Genomic DNA, 12,790 nt, shown 5'->3' with positions numbered 1-12,790 from the left:
TTGGGGAAGGATCAGAGAGGCGAGATGAGCGCGAAACAGCATGCTGGCATAGGCCTTGCCCTGGCGTTGACGACGGCAATATGCTGGGGAGCGTTGCCGATAGCCATGAAGCAGGTTCTGGCCGTCATGGAGCCCTATACCGTCGTCTGGTACCGGTATTTTATCGCAGGTATTGGTCTGACGCTGATTCTCAGCTGGCAGAAGAAACTCCCGCCGCTGAAGCTGTTTCGCCGCCGACGCTGGCTGATTCTGTTGCTGGTGGCTTCCGGCGGGTTGCTGGGCAATTTCATGTTTTTCAGTTCCTCGTTACAGTATCTTAGCCCGACGGCGTCCCAGGTTATCGGCCAGCTTTCCCCGGTGGGAATGATGTTTGCCAGTGTGCTGATTCTTAAAGAAAAAATGCGGGTAACTCAGGTGATTGGCGCGGTTATGCTGATCGTCGGGTTGGTTATGTTTTTTAATGCCAGTCTGATTGAGATTTTTACCCGTCTGACCGAGTACACGCTGGGCGTGCTGCTGGGCGTATGCGCCGCCGCGGTATGGGTGACCTATGGCGTGGCGCAGAAAGTACTGCTGCGCCGTTTAACCTCGCAGCAAATTTTATTCCTGCTTTATGTGCTGTGCATTGTCGCGATTACGCCGCTGTCCCATCCTTCGGTGATTTTCCAGCTCAGCAGCTGGCAGCTGGCCTGCCTGCTGTTCTGCGGGGCGAATACCCTGTTGGGCTATGGTGCGCTGGCCGAGGCGATGGCGCGCTGGCAGGCGGCGCAGGTAAGCGCGATTGTCACGCTTACCCCGCTGTTTACGCTGTTCTTTTCCGATCTTCTGGCGCTGATTTGGCCTGATGTGTTTGTCATGCCCGATCTTAATCTGATCGGCTATATCGGCGCTTTTGTGGTGGTGTCCGGCGCGATGTTTTCCGCTATCGGCCACCGGCTGTGGTGGCGCAAGGCGCCCCGCAAACCGCTGATTCCGCCGGTCGGCCCCGGCTGACGCCCATACGTCCGGCGGCAGCCGCCGCGCGGCGCGGGGTTGCCTATTTTTAATACAGATGCAATCCCAGGGAGAAGCGGGTACAATGCGCTCCCTTGCCTGAGCCGGTTCTGGCGCGTGGCGGTTTTGATGACGAAGGCTGTGACGCTGTCTGTCACGAAATCTGGAATTACGCCGAAAAGAACCAATAAATGACATAATACAGGTCAAAAAACGCTATACCCGTCTACAGGTGCATTGGCCGCGTTCGTTGGTCCGATTTCACTCATTGAGTGCGTTTATCGGGTCGTAACGTCCTGCAGCCCGAATCTATTGGGTATATTGGTTTTTCGCGGAGAAAGTAAATGAAGTTTGTAGATGAAGCGACGATTCTGGTCGTGGCGGGTGATGGCGGTAATGGCTGCGTTAGCTTCCGTCGTGAGAAATATATCCCCAATGGCGGCCCTGATGGCGGTGACGGCGGCGATGGCGGCGACGTTTACCTGCAGGCCGATGAAAACCTGAATACGCTGATTGATTACCGTTTTGAGAAATCTTTCCGCGCCGAACGCGGCCAGAACGGCCAGAGCCGTGACTGCACCGGCAAACGCGGCAAGGACGTCACCATCAAGGTGCCGGTCGGGACTCGCGTACAGGATCAGAGCACCGGCGAAGTGCTGGGCGATATGACGCGCCACGGTCAGATCTTGATGGTGGCGAAGGGCGGCTGGCACGGTCTGGGCAATAGCCGTTTTAAATCGTCGGTTAACCGGGCGCCGCGTCAGAAAACCGACGGTACGCCGGGTGAAGAGCGAGAGCTGCTGCTGGAATTGCTGCTGCTGGCCGACGTGGGGATGCTGGGGCTGCCTAATGCCGGCAAATCCACCTTTATTCGCGCCGTGTCTGCCGCCAAACCGAAAGTGGCGGACTATCCGTTCACCACGCTGGCGCCCAGTCTTGGTGTGGTGCGGATGGACAGCGAACAGAGTTTTGTCGTCGCCGATATTCCGGGGTTGATCGAAGGCGCTTCCGAAGGGGCTGGCCTGGGGATTCGCTTCCTGAAACATCTGGAGCGCTGTCGCGTCTTGCTGCACCTGATCGATATTGCGCCGATCGATGAATCCGATCCGGTCGAAAATGCGCAAGTGATCGTGAATGAGTTGCAGCAGTACAGCGTTAAGCTGGCGGACAAGCCACGCTGGCTGGTGTTCAATAAAACGGATCTGATCGATAAGACGGAAGCGGAACAGCGTGCGAAAGCGATTGCCGAGGCGCTGGGCTGGGAAGGGAAATATTATCTGATCTCCGCCGTCAACCGACAGGGCGTGAACGAACTGTGCTGGAACGTGATGAACTTCCTTAATCAGCAGCCTAAACAGGCGCTGGCTGAGGAGAGCGCACCAGAAAAAGTGGAATTCATGTGGGATGATTATCATCGCCAGCAGCTGGCCGAGGCGCAGGAAGAGGCTGAGGAAGAGTGGGACGATGACTGGGATGAGGACGACGAGGACGGCGTAGAAACTGTCTACCAGCACTGATCGCGTTTAAGCTCACGACCAGCCGTTTGCGCGGCCGGACATAACGCCTTCCCGCGCCAAACCGCAGAGAGCCGGGTTTCAGTCCGCCTCTCTGCGGCCGCTGACAATTCGCCGACCGGTCCGGGATACCCGGACCTGCCGCACCTGGGGGCGTTCCGGCGGCTAACGCCGCTACGCTTCCCCGCGCCGCATTCTCCCTCGATAACGAACGTTGTCATCAGTCTGAGGCGGGTGTCAGTCCGCCTCTCTGCGGCCGCTGACAATTCGCCGATCGGTCCGGGATACCCGGACCTGCCGCACCTGGGGGCGTTCCGGCGGCTAACGTCGCTACGCTTCCCCGCGCCGCATTCTCCCTCGATAACGAACGTTGTCATCAGTCTGAGGCGGGTTTCAGTCCGCCTCTCTGCGGCCGCTGACAATTCGCCGATCGGTCCGGGATACCCGGACCTGCCGCACTAGGGGGCATTCCGGCGGCTAACGCCGCTACGCTTCCTCGCCGCGTTCTCCCTTGATAACGAACGTTGCCAGCAGACGAAAGCGCGTTTCGGCCGTCCTTTTTTGACTGTCAGTCTTCCGGCGCCGGATGGTGTCGTAGCCAGTGGCTGGCAATTTCCTCGCGCGTACAGATCCACACCTTTTCATGTCGCTGGATATAGTCCAGGAAGCGCTGCAGCGCGCGGAAGCGTCCTGGCCGACCCAACAGCCGGCAATGCATGCCGATCGACATCATTTTGGGTTGTGTTGCGCCTTCCTCGTACAGCACATCGAAACTGTCCTTCAGATAGGTATAAAATTGTTCTGCCGTGTTAAATCCCTGCGGCGTGGCGAAGCGCATATCGTTCGCTTCCAGCGTATAGGGAATGATCAGGTGCGGTTTCACCGCGCCATTGCTACAGGCGACCCGCGTCCAGAAGGGCAGATCGTCGCCATAGTAATCGCTGTCGTAGGTGAACCCGCCGTGCTCAACCACCAGCCGGCGCGTGGCCGGACTGTCGCGTCCGGTATACCAGCCGGACGGCGCGCGACCGAAAAGGCGGGTGAGCGTTTCCACCGCCAGTTGCATATGACGACGTTCGCTCTCTTCGTCCATATCCTGATAGTGCAGCCAGCGCCAGCCGTGGCTGACCACGTCGTAATGCGCCGCTTTGATCGCTTCAACCACCGGCGGATGGCGCGCCAGCGCCATGGCGACGCCGAATATAGTCAACGGCAGGCCTCGCCGCTGAAATTCATGATGGATGCGCCAGAAACCGGCGCGCGAACCGTACTCATACAGCGACTCCATCGACATATGGCGTTGCGGGTAGCTGGCGGCGCCGATGATATCGGAGAGAAACTGTTCGGAGCCGCCGTCGCCATGCAGTACGTTATTCTCCGCGCCCTCTTCATAGTTGAGTACGAACTGGACGGCGATACGCGCACCGCCCGGCCAGGCGGCGTGCGGCGGCCGGCCGGCATAACCGATCATGTCGCGCGGGTAATCCTGATTAAAATCGTATTCCTGCTGTTTGTCAGACGGGTTCATGGTCATTGTCCTGATCAGATGCGGTAACGGGGGATGAGCGGGATCAGTTCAGCGCGCTGAACGGGCCGCTCAGGGATTTCGCCACTGGCCATGCCAGATCGCCGTGCTTGCTGGTCGTCAGACCGAGAGCCAGCAAAGACTCCACCATTTTGACGGCGGCGCCGACGCCATCAACTATGGGTATGCCTAATTCAAGCGTCAGTTCGCGCGCCAGCGTCGCCATGCCGCCGCAGCCCAGTACGACAGCGCCGATGCCATCCTGACGTTTTGATTGTATACAATATTCGCGTACCTTTTGCCGCGCCAGCCCATAGCCGTCCTCCAGCGCCAGCACCGGCAGGTCGATGGCGTGCAACGCCGCGCACTGGTGTTCAAACCCATATTGCCTCAGCAGATGGCGGGCGATAATCAGCGTGCGCGGCAAGGTCGTGACGATAGAAAATCGCGTGGCCACCATGCTCGCCATATGCATCGCGGCCTCGGCGATGCCCACTACCGGCCCCCGCGCCAGCTCCCGGGCGGCCAGCAAGCCAGGATCGCCGAAGCAGGCGATGACATGTCCGCAAACGCCCTGTTCGCGCCCGGCCTTAATCTGTTCCAGCACGCCAACGGCGGCGATCGCCTCGTCGAAGTGGCCTTCGATAGAGGCGACCCCGGCCGACGGCGAAACAGCCAGAATTTCGCTGGCGGGCGAGACCACGGCGCGCGCGGCCTGAGCGATCGTTTCGGTCATCGCCTGGCTGGTGTTGGGATTAATCACCTGAATAATCTGCTTTGCCATTTCAACTCTCTTTCTGCCGGGCGAACAGCCGGGCGAAATCCGGTACGGTTTCGCCGCTGCGTTCAAAGCGCAGACTGGCGAGAATGTGATCAAAATGATGGCGCAACGCGTCGGTCAGCGGCTGCAGCGCTTTTTCGCGCAGCAGCGCAATGATCCGATCGTGGTCGTCGCAGCGGCAGCCTTGCTGCCAGGGCGCGCCCCAGGCGGCAACCACCAGCGAAGAGCGCTGGCTCAGGCGCATGACCAGTTCGGTCAGCACCTGATTGCCGGAAATGGCCTGCAGCTGAATATGAAAAGCGGCGGACAGCCGAATGGCGGCGGGACCGTTGTAATCGAGATGCGCCTGTTGCTCCTGCTGATTCAGCCGTTCCAGCGCCACCAGATGCGTCGAACGACAGTGTTCCAGCACGAAGGGCAGGTTGGCGCATTCGATCAACGAGCGGCTGCGGAAAATATCCTGCGCCTCTTCCATGCCCGGCGTGGCTACCTGCGCACCACGTTTGGGCGTCAGCGTCACCATTTGCACCGCGGCAAGGCGCTGCAACACTTTGCGAATACCGGTACGGCTCACGCCGAACACCTCGGATAGCGCTTCCTCGGGCAGCTTACTGCCTGGCGGTAGCTGATGTTCGACGATCGCCGTCAGCAGCGCCTGATAGATCGGTTCGTCCTTATCCATCAGATCTGCCGACGTTTTCAGTCCTGTTTCACTCTTCATCACCTGCTCCGGTAAAGATATTGGATACAATGATCGTATACTTATATTTTTATTTTTGTATACAAAAATATCGAATATGGCCTGAATCCTGCAACGTATTTGTCCGTGTATAGCTAACAATCACATTCAGAGGAGCAGGTTTCATGCCAGATATTCAACATGTTAAGACGACGTCGGTCGATGGGGCCGGCGCCGAATACAGCCCGCGGTTGTGTAATGATGATCTTGCCCCAACCCGCCAGCAGAACTGGGGCTGGTACAATATCTTTTCTTTTTGGATGTCTGATGTACACAGTATGGGCGGATATGTGGTCGCCGCCAGTTTCTTCGCGCTCGGTCTGGCCAGCTGGCAGGTATTGTTGTGTTTGCTGGTCGGTATTTGCATAGTGCAGATTTGCGCTAACCTGGTGGCCAGACCGAGTCAGATGGCCGGCGTCCCCTATGCGGTGGTCTGCCGTCAGGCGTTTGGCGTATTTGGCGCGAATATCCCCGCGGTGATCCGCGGGCTGATCGCTTTTGCCTGGTATGGTATACAAACTTTTCTGGCGGCCAATGCGCTGATGCTGGTGGCGCTCAAATTCTGGCCTTCTTTGACGCCGCTGACGCATACGTCGTGGCTTGGGCTGTCGACGCTGGGCTGGCTGTGTTTCGGCATGATGTGGCTGCTGCAGGCGATGGTGTTCTGGCACGGGATGAACGCGATTAAACGCTTTATCGATATCGCCGGTCCGGCAGTCTATGTCGTGATGTTCGCGCTGGCCGGCTGGATTCTGTATCAAACCGGTTTCGACGGCATTTCCTTTACGCTGGCGAATAAATCGCTGAGCGGCGGCGAGCAGGCGTTTCAGATGCTGACCGCCACGGCGCTGGTGGTGTCCTATTTCTCCGGCCCGCTGCTGAACTTTGGCGACTTTGCGCGCTATGGCAAAAACATGGAGGAAGTCCGGCGCGGTAATTTCTGGGGGCTGCCGTTTAATTTTCTGCTGTTTTCGATCGTGACCGTAGTGATCGTATCGGGCACTCAATCGCTGTTCGGCGAAATGATCACCGATCCGATTGAAACCGTCAGCCGAGTCGACAGCAGCCTGGCGGTCGCCATCGGACTGTTGACGATGATTGTCGCCACCATCGGCATCAATATTGTGGCGAACTTTGTCTCCCCCGCCTTCGATTTTTCCAACTGCTCGCCGCAGAGGATTAGCTTTCGCACCGGCGGAATGATCGCCGCCGTGGGATCGGTATTGCTGACGCCCTGGAATCTGTTCCAGTCGCCGGAGCTTATTCACTACACGCTGGATGTGCTGGGCGCCTTTATCGGTCCGCTGTTCGGTATTCTGCTGACGGACTTCTACCTGATCAAGCGCGGACGGATTTCGACCAACGATCTGTTTAACGCTACGCCGCAGGGCGAATATTGGTATCGCGGCGGTTTCAATCCAAAGGCGGTGGCGGCGCTGTTGCCGGCGGTGGCGATTGGTCTCGTTATCAGTTTTATTCCGGCGCTGCACGCGGTGGCGAACTTCAGCTGGTTTATCGGCGCTTTTCTGGCGGCCTGCGGCTACCGCTGGATTGCGCGCGCGGAGTGCGCCGGCGTCGCCGGGCGGGCGGCGCAGCGCGGCGGCGCGTCATTTCACGGGACAAAAGCGACGAAGTCCTGATGGAGCCCTGGTTGTACGCCGCGGCAACGGTGAAATAGGCGGTTAGTTGTTCTCGTAGATGTCCTTGTATAGCCGGCTTTCGAAACGCACCAGCGGGACGCGGCGCGTGCTTTGATCTTCCGGCGGCACGGCGTAGCCGGACAGGTACTGAACGAACGCCATGCGCTGGCCGCTGGCGGTGGTGATAAAGCCCGCCAGGTTATAAACGCCCTGCAGGGCGCCGGTTTTGGCCGATACTTTGCCGTTGACGCCCGCCTCGTGCAGCCCGCCGCGATAGCGCAGCGTTCCGTCGTAGCCGGCCAGCGGCAGCATGGTGATGTAGTTCAACTGCTGGTCATTTTGTGCGATGTACTGCAGCGCCTGCATCATGGTCGCCGGGGCGATCAGGTTATGGCGCGACAGGCCTGAGCCGTCCACCAGAATACTGTTGCCCAGATCGACGCCGGCCTTCTGGCGCAGCACCTGGCGCACCGCGTCGGCGCCCGCCCGCCAGGTGCCCGGCACGCCGAATCGTTCGCGGCCGATGGTGCGGAACACGGTATCGGCAATCATGTTATCGGACTTTTTCAGCATGATGGTCAGCAGATCGTGCAGCGGGGCCGATTGCGTCTGGGCCAGCACGGCGCCGGCCGGACCGGGCTGCGTCTGGCGCCGTAAACTGCCGCGCATGTCGATCCCGGCCTGCGTCAGCTCTTCCCTGACGATGGCGCCGGCATAGCTGGCGCCGTCCTGCACTGCAAAGGCCAGAGGCAGCGGCTCGCTGCGCTGGGTCAGGCAGCCGGTCAGCGTAAAGCGGTTGAGTTCGCCGGGCACCACGTCCAGTTCGCAGTACTGCGCTTCCGGCGCGCCTTTGGCCAGCGTTTTGACTTCGCTGAACATTTGCACCGGATAGTAGGAGGCTACGCGGATAAAAGCGTTATCGCCTGCTCTGGGGGCGCTGTAGAGCGAAACCGAGAAACAGTTGCGGTCGACAATGGCGGCGCCGGGCGGCGCGCTGAAGCACTGCGTCATATCGTTCCACGGCCAGCCTGGCGCTTTGTCATGGCTGGCGAACGCCGAGGTATCGATCATGACATCGCCGTCGATCGTCTGAACGCCGCGTTTTTTTAGCTCCTGCACCATATTGCGCAACTGCTGGCGTTTCAGCGTCGGGTCGCCGCTGAAACGCACGATCAAGCTGCCGCGCAGGGTGCCGCCGCTGATCGAGCCGTGGCTTTCCAGCGTGGTCGCAAAGCGGTAGTCCGGGCCCAGTTGCAGGAGCGCGGCCAGCGCGGTCAGCACTTTTTGCGTACTGGCCGGCAGCGCCATTTGCTGGCTATGAAAATCGATCACGGGCGAGGTCGCCCCTACTTTCTGTACAACCAGAGCCAGATTGGCTCCGTCCGGCAAATATTGGGTGTAATCCTGTACGTTCGCTGCGTGAGCACGCAGCACAACGGCGCAGGCCAGCCCGGCGACGATTGATGAAAAACGCATAATCTCAGTGAGCAACGGGGTTAACGTGCGGTCATACTACGGCGCATCAAGGGTTAAAGTAAACGATGACCACCAGGGAACTCTGGGTTAAAATACGTATCAAAATGCAAATTGAAGCTGACCTGAAACTGGTTTTCGGGTTAGCTTGCTTTTGTGTATTGCCAGATGAATACTGGCTGAACGCACCGTCTTACATTGATTTTCAAACGTCAGGATGACGGTTATTAAAAGCAGTACAGATTTTTCTGAGGTATTGATTATATGAAACAATTTCCGATGACGTTACGTGGCGCAGAGAAACTGCGCGAAGAGCTTGATCACCTGAAAAGCGTCCGCCGGCCAGAAATTATTGCGGCGATTGCCGAAGCGCGCGAACACGGCGATTTAAAAGAAAACGCGGAATACCATGCCGCGCGCGAGCAGCAGGGTTTCTGCGAAGGCCGTATTCAGGAAATTGAGGCCAAGCTGTCCAACGCCCAGGTTATTGACGTCACTAAAATGGCCGCCAACGGGCGCGTTATTTTTGGTTCGACGGTTACGGTGCTGAATCTGGATAGCGAAGAAGAGCAGACTTATCGCATTGTGGGCGATGACGAGGCTGATTTTAAACAGAATTTGATCTCGGTGAACTCGCCAATCGCGCGCGGCCTGATCGGTAAAGAGCAGGACGATGTGGTGGTGATCACCACGCCGGGCGGTCAGGTGGAGTATGAGATCGTGAAGGTCGAATATCTGTAAATTCTGTTGTTCCGCCGGTTAAAACAACAAAATTTGTAAAGAAAAGAAAAAGGCCGCTTGCGGCCTTTTCTCTGGCACGGAGCCATGGCACCTTTTTGTAAAGTGCTGCCGGGCTACAGCAAACCCAACGCCTTTCAGGCCGCAGGCGCACTGGTTTTCCCCGCTTGGTACGCTAAGCGCAGAAGAGACGTTCAGTGGCCGGGCGCCGGTATGCGGAAGGCGTCGGGGATAAAACCGAACGTGTTAGCGTGGCAACACGATTTTACGTTCTTGCGACGGACGATACAGCACCAGCGTGTGGCCGATAACCTGCACATTATTGGCGCCGGTTTCACGAACAATCGCATCAATGATCAGCGCTTTGGTTTCACGTTCCTCAGCGGCGATTTTGATTTTGATGAGCTCGTGATGCTCAAGCGCCTGTTCAATCTCGGCCAGTACACCTTCGGTCAGGCCATTATTGCCCAGCAGGACCACCGGTTTTAACGGATGGGCCAGGCCTTTCAGGTGCTGTTTTTGTTTGTTGCTTAGATTCATTGTCTTTTTTGCTTCGGTTGGGATTGAAAACGGGTCATTCTACCGCCATCTCATGCTTATCACCAAATCGGTATGTAGCCGATATGATAAAAGATGAGAAGGGGCTGTTTCACCAGGAGCGTTGAATTCAGGATAGTTGGGAAACAAGATGGCTAACAACAAGCGTTCTGCAAGCTCCAGTCGCTGGCTCCAGGAACATTTTAGCGATAAATACGTACAGCAGGCGCAGAAAAAGGGGCTTCGTTCGCGCGCCTGGTTTAAACTTGATGAACTACAGCAAGGCGATCGGCTGTTTAAACCGGGCATGACCGTGGTGGATTTAGGCGCGGCGCCGGGCGGCTGGTCGCAGTATGCGGTCACGCAAATCGGCGGCGGCGGACGGGTTATCGCCTGTGATATTTTGCCGATGGATCCTATCGTCGGCGTCGATTTCCTGCAGGGCGATTTTCGTGATCAAATAGTGCTGAATGCGCTGCTGGAACGGGTAGGAAGTAGTAAAGTTCAGGTAGTCATGTCCGATATGGCACCGAACATGAGCGGTACGCCGGCGGTCGATATTCCTAAATCGATGTATCTGGTTGAATTAGCGCTGGATATGTGTCGTGATGTACTGGCGCCAGGCGGAAGTTTCCTGGTGAAAGTGTTTCAGGGAGAAGGTTTTGATGAATACCTGCGGGAAATTCGCTCCCTGTTTACGAAGGTCAAGATTCGTAAGCCAGAGGCCTCGCGCGCTCGATCACGTGAAGTCTATATTGTAGCGACAGGGCGCAAACTGTAGTACCCTAACGCTGTTTTTTAACACAGTTGTAATATGAGGTTAATCCCTTGAGTGACATGGCGAAAAACCTGATTCTCTGGCTAGTCATCGCAGTCGTGCTGATGTCCGTATTCCAGAGCTTTGGGCCCAGCGAGTCGAATGGCCGTAGGGTGGATTATTCAACCTTTTTAACTGAAGTGAATCAGGATCAGGTGCGCGAAGCGCGTATTAACGGTCGTGAGATTAATGTTATCAAAAGAGATAGCAGCCGATACACGACGTATATCCCTGTCGACGATCCCAAGCTGCTGGATAACCTGTTTACGAAGAATGTGAAAGTGGTTGGCGAGCCGCCGGAAGAACCGAGCCTGCTGACCTCTATCTTTATTTCCTGGTTCCCGATGCTGTTGCTGATCGGCGTCTGGATTTTCTTTATGCGCCAGATGCAGGGCGGCGGCGGTAAAGGCGCCATGTCGTTTGGTAAAAGCAAGGCGCGGATGCTGACGGAAGACCAGATCAAGACGACGTTTGCCGATGTCGCGGGTTGCGACGAAGCGAAAGAAGAAGTCAGCGAACTGGTCGAATACCTGCGTGAACCGAGCCGTTTCCAGAAGCTGGGCGGTAAAATTCCGAAGGGCGTGCTGATGGTCGGCCCGCCGGGGACAGGTAAAACGCTGCTGGCGAAAGCCATCGCCGGCGAGGCGAAAGTGCCGTTTTTCACCATTTCAGGTTCCGACTTCGTAGAAATGTTTGTCGGCGTCGGCGCTTCCCGCGTGCGCGACATGTTCGAGCAGGCTAAGAAAGCTGCGCCGTGCATCATCTTTATCGATGAAATCGATGCGGTCGGTCGTCAGCGCGGCGCCGGTCTGGGCGGCGGTCATGATGAACGCGAACAGACTCTGAACCAGATGCTGGTCGAGATGGATGGGTTCGAAGGCAACGAAGGCATTATCGTGATTGCCGCGACTAACCGTCCCGACGTGCTGGATCCGGCTCTGCTGCGTCCGGGCCGTTTCGACCGTCAGGTTGTGGTTGGGCTGCCGGACGTACGCGGCCGCGAACAGATCCTGAAGGTGCATATGCGCCGCGTGCCGCTGTCGCCGGATGTCGAGCCGTCGGTGATTGCGCGCGGGACGCCGGGCTTTTCCGGCGCCGATCTGGCCAACCTGGTCAACGAGGCGGCGCTGTTCGCCGCACGCGGCAACAAGCGCGTGGTGTCGATGGTTGAGTTTGAGAAAGCCAAAGACAAGATCATGATGGGCGCGGAACGTCGCTCAATGGTGATGACGGAAGAACAGAAAGAGTCGACCGCTTACCATGAAGCCGGCCATGCGATTATCGGCCGTCTGGTGCCGGAACACGACCCGGTGCACAAAGTGACGATTATTCCGCGCGGCCGCGCGCTGGGGGTCACCTTCTTCCTGCCCGAAGGGGACGCCATCAGCGCCAGTCGTCAGAAGCTGGAAAGTCAGATCTCAACGCTGTATGGCGGTCGTCTGGCCGAAGAGATTATCTACGGCGTGGATAAGGTCTCAACCGGCGCGTCTAACGACATTAAAGTCGCCACCTCTATTGCGCGCAATATGGTGACGCAGTGGGGCTTCTCGGAAAAACTGGGGCCGTTGCTGTATGCGGAGGAAGAGGGTGAGGTATTCCTCGGCCGTTCCGTGGCCAAGGCCAAGCATATGTCCGATGAAACGGCGCGCATTATCGATCAGGAAGTGAAATCGTTGATTGAGCGCAACTATCAGCGCGCACGGGAACTGCTGATGGCGAATATGGATATCCTGCATTCGATGAAGGATGCATTGATGAAATATGAAACCATCGACGCCCCGCAGATCGACGATCTGATGGCGCGTAAAGACGTGCGTCCGCCGGCTGGCTGGGAAAAACCCACCTCGGGCGGCGGGCAGGGCAATGACGGTACGCCGAAGGCGCCGAAGTCGATTGATGAGCCAGACGGTACGCCGAACGCCGGTAATACGCTGTCTCAGCCGTCGGGTAAGTAAGCGCTGCATGTGACGGACTCCGTTCGCCTGATGCCTGATGTTTGATAAAACCCCGGACTGGTTCCGGGGTTTTTTGCT

Annotated in this window: 11 protein-coding genes; 6 read left to right on the top strand and 5 right to left on the bottom strand. The window is 57.6% G+C overall.

Annotated elements, in window-relative coordinates; genetic code table 11:
• The first annotated feature begins 24 nt into the window (after nucleotides 1-24).
• On the top strand, nucleotides 25-993 hold the full coding sequence (locus FJU30_RS01845; RefSeq protein ID WP_150433730.1) for a DMT family transporter: 969 nt from the start codon (nucleotides 25-27) through the stop codon (nucleotides 991-993).
• 344 nt (nucleotides 994-1,337) lie between these two features.
• Nucleotides 1,338-2,510 (top strand): Obg family GTPase CgtA, encoded by a 1,173-nt coding sequence (cgtA, locus tag FJU30_RS01840; RefSeq protein WP_150433729.1) that lies wholly within the window; start codon nucleotides 1,338-1,340, stop codon nucleotides 2,508-2,510.
• A gap of 565 nt (nucleotides 2,511-3,075) precedes the next feature.
• On the opposite strand, the gene puuE is transcribed toward cgtA, so the two are convergent.
• The 3 genes from puuE to FJU30_RS01825 are packed head-to-tail and all read right to left on the bottom strand — an operon-like array spanning nucleotide 3,076 to nucleotide 5,534.
• Nucleotides 3,076-4,035, bottom strand: a complete 960-nt coding sequence (gene puuE / locus FJU30_RS01835; RefSeq protein WP_150433728.1) for an allantoinase PuuE — start codon at nucleotides 4,033-4,035, stop codon at nucleotides 3,076-3,078.
• A 43-nt stretch (nucleotides 4,036-4,078) separates the two neighbouring features.
• Nucleotides 4,079-4,816, bottom strand: a complete 738-nt coding sequence (locus tag FJU30_RS01830) for an aspartate/glutamate racemase family protein (protein ID WP_150433727.1) — start codon at nucleotides 4,814-4,816, stop codon at nucleotides 4,079-4,081.
• A 1-nt stretch (nucleotide 4,817) separates the two neighbouring features.
• On the bottom strand, nucleotides 4,818-5,534 hold the full coding sequence (locus FJU30_RS01825) for a GntR family transcriptional regulator (protein ID WP_150433726.1): 717 nt from the start codon (nucleotides 5,532-5,534) through the stop codon (nucleotides 4,818-4,820).
• Between the two features lie 143 nt (nucleotides 5,535-5,677).
• Between FJU30_RS01825 and FJU30_RS01820 the strand changes: the two genes are divergently transcribed.
• Nucleotides 5,678-7,192: an NCS1 family nucleobase:cation symporter-1 gene (locus FJU30_RS01820; protein WP_150433725.1), complete on the top strand. Its 1,515-nt coding sequence runs from the start codon at nucleotides 5,678-5,680 to the stop codon at nucleotides 7,190-7,192.
• Between the two features lie 42 nt (nucleotides 7,193-7,234).
• Here FJU30_RS01820 and dacB read toward each other — a convergent pair whose 3' ends face one another.
• Nucleotides 7,235-8,668, bottom strand: a complete 1,434-nt coding sequence (gene dacB, locus FJU30_RS01815) for a serine-type D-Ala-D-Ala carboxypeptidase (protein ID WP_150433724.1) — start codon at nucleotides 8,666-8,668, stop codon at nucleotides 7,235-7,237.
• A gap of 261 nt (nucleotides 8,669-8,929) precedes the next feature.
• Between dacB and greA the strand changes: the two genes are divergently transcribed.
• Nucleotides 8,930-9,406 (top strand): transcription elongation factor GreA, encoded by a 477-nt coding sequence (gene greA / locus FJU30_RS01810; protein ID WP_150433723.1) that lies wholly within the window; start codon nucleotides 8,930-8,932, stop codon nucleotides 9,404-9,406.
• A gap of 243 nt (nucleotides 9,407-9,649) precedes the next feature.
• On the opposite strand, the gene yhbY is transcribed toward greA, so the two are convergent.
• On the bottom strand, nucleotides 9,650-9,943 hold the full coding sequence (gene yhbY, locus FJU30_RS01805; RefSeq protein WP_150433722.1) for a ribosome assembly RNA-binding protein YhbY: 294 nt from the start codon (nucleotides 9,941-9,943) through the stop codon (nucleotides 9,650-9,652).
• A gap of 148 nt (nucleotides 9,944-10,091) precedes the next feature.
• Here yhbY and rlmE point away from each other — a divergent pair, with 148 nt between their 5' ends.
• Entirely contained in the window at nucleotides 10,092-10,721 is a 630-nt protein-coding gene (gene rlmE, locus FJU30_RS01800; RefSeq protein ID WP_150433721.1) for a 23S rRNA (uridine(2552)-2'-O)-methyltransferase RlmE, read from the top strand.
• A 47-nt stretch (nucleotides 10,722-10,768) separates the two neighbouring features.
• Nucleotides 10,769-12,712, top strand: a complete 1,944-nt coding sequence (gene ftsH / locus FJU30_RS01795; protein ID WP_191091517.1) for an ATP-dependent zinc metalloprotease FtsH — start codon at nucleotides 10,769-10,771, stop codon at nucleotides 12,710-12,712.
• The last annotated feature ends 78 nt before the right edge of the window (nucleotides 12,713-12,790 follow it).

The organism is Affinibrenneria salicis, from assembly GCF_008710095.1.
The sequence above is the reverse complement of the archived record's forward strand: the minus strand, read 5'-3'. Positions and strand labels throughout refer to the sequence as shown.

Coding starts and splice junctions, on each gene's coding strand:
- FJU30_RS01845 (WP_150433730.1), top strand. CDS start 25: ATGAGCGCGAAACAGCATGCTGGCATAGGCCTTGCCCTGGCGTTGACG.
- cgtA (WP_150433729.1), top strand. CDS start 1,338: ATGAAGTTTGTAGATGAAGCGACGATTCTGGTCGTGGCGGGTGATGGC.
- puuE (WP_150433728.1), bottom strand. CDS start 4,035: ATGAACCCGTCTGACAAACAGCAGGAATACGATTTTAATCAGGATTAC.
- FJU30_RS01830 (WP_150433727.1), bottom strand. CDS start 4,816: ATGGCAAAGCAGATTATTCAGGTGATTAATCCCAACACCAGCCAGGCG.
- FJU30_RS01825 (WP_150433726.1), bottom strand. CDS start 5,534: ATGAAGAGTGAAACAGGACTGAAAACGTCGGCAGATCTGATGGATAAG.
- FJU30_RS01820 (WP_150433725.1), top strand. CDS start 5,678: ATGCCAGATATTCAACATGTTAAGACGACGTCGGTCGATGGGGCCGGC.
- dacB (WP_150433724.1), bottom strand. CDS start 8,668: ATGCGTTTTTCATCAATCGTCGCCGGGCTGGCCTGCGCCGTTGTGCTG.
- greA (WP_150433723.1), top strand. CDS start 8,930: ATGAAACAATTTCCGATGACGTTACGTGGCGCAGAGAAACTGCGCGAA.
- yhbY (WP_150433722.1), bottom strand. CDS start 9,943: ATGAATCTAAGCAACAAACAAAAACAGCACCTGAAAGGCCTGGCCCAT.
- rlmE (WP_150433721.1), top strand. CDS start 10,092: ATGGCTAACAACAAGCGTTCTGCAAGCTCCAGTCGCTGGCTCCAGGAA.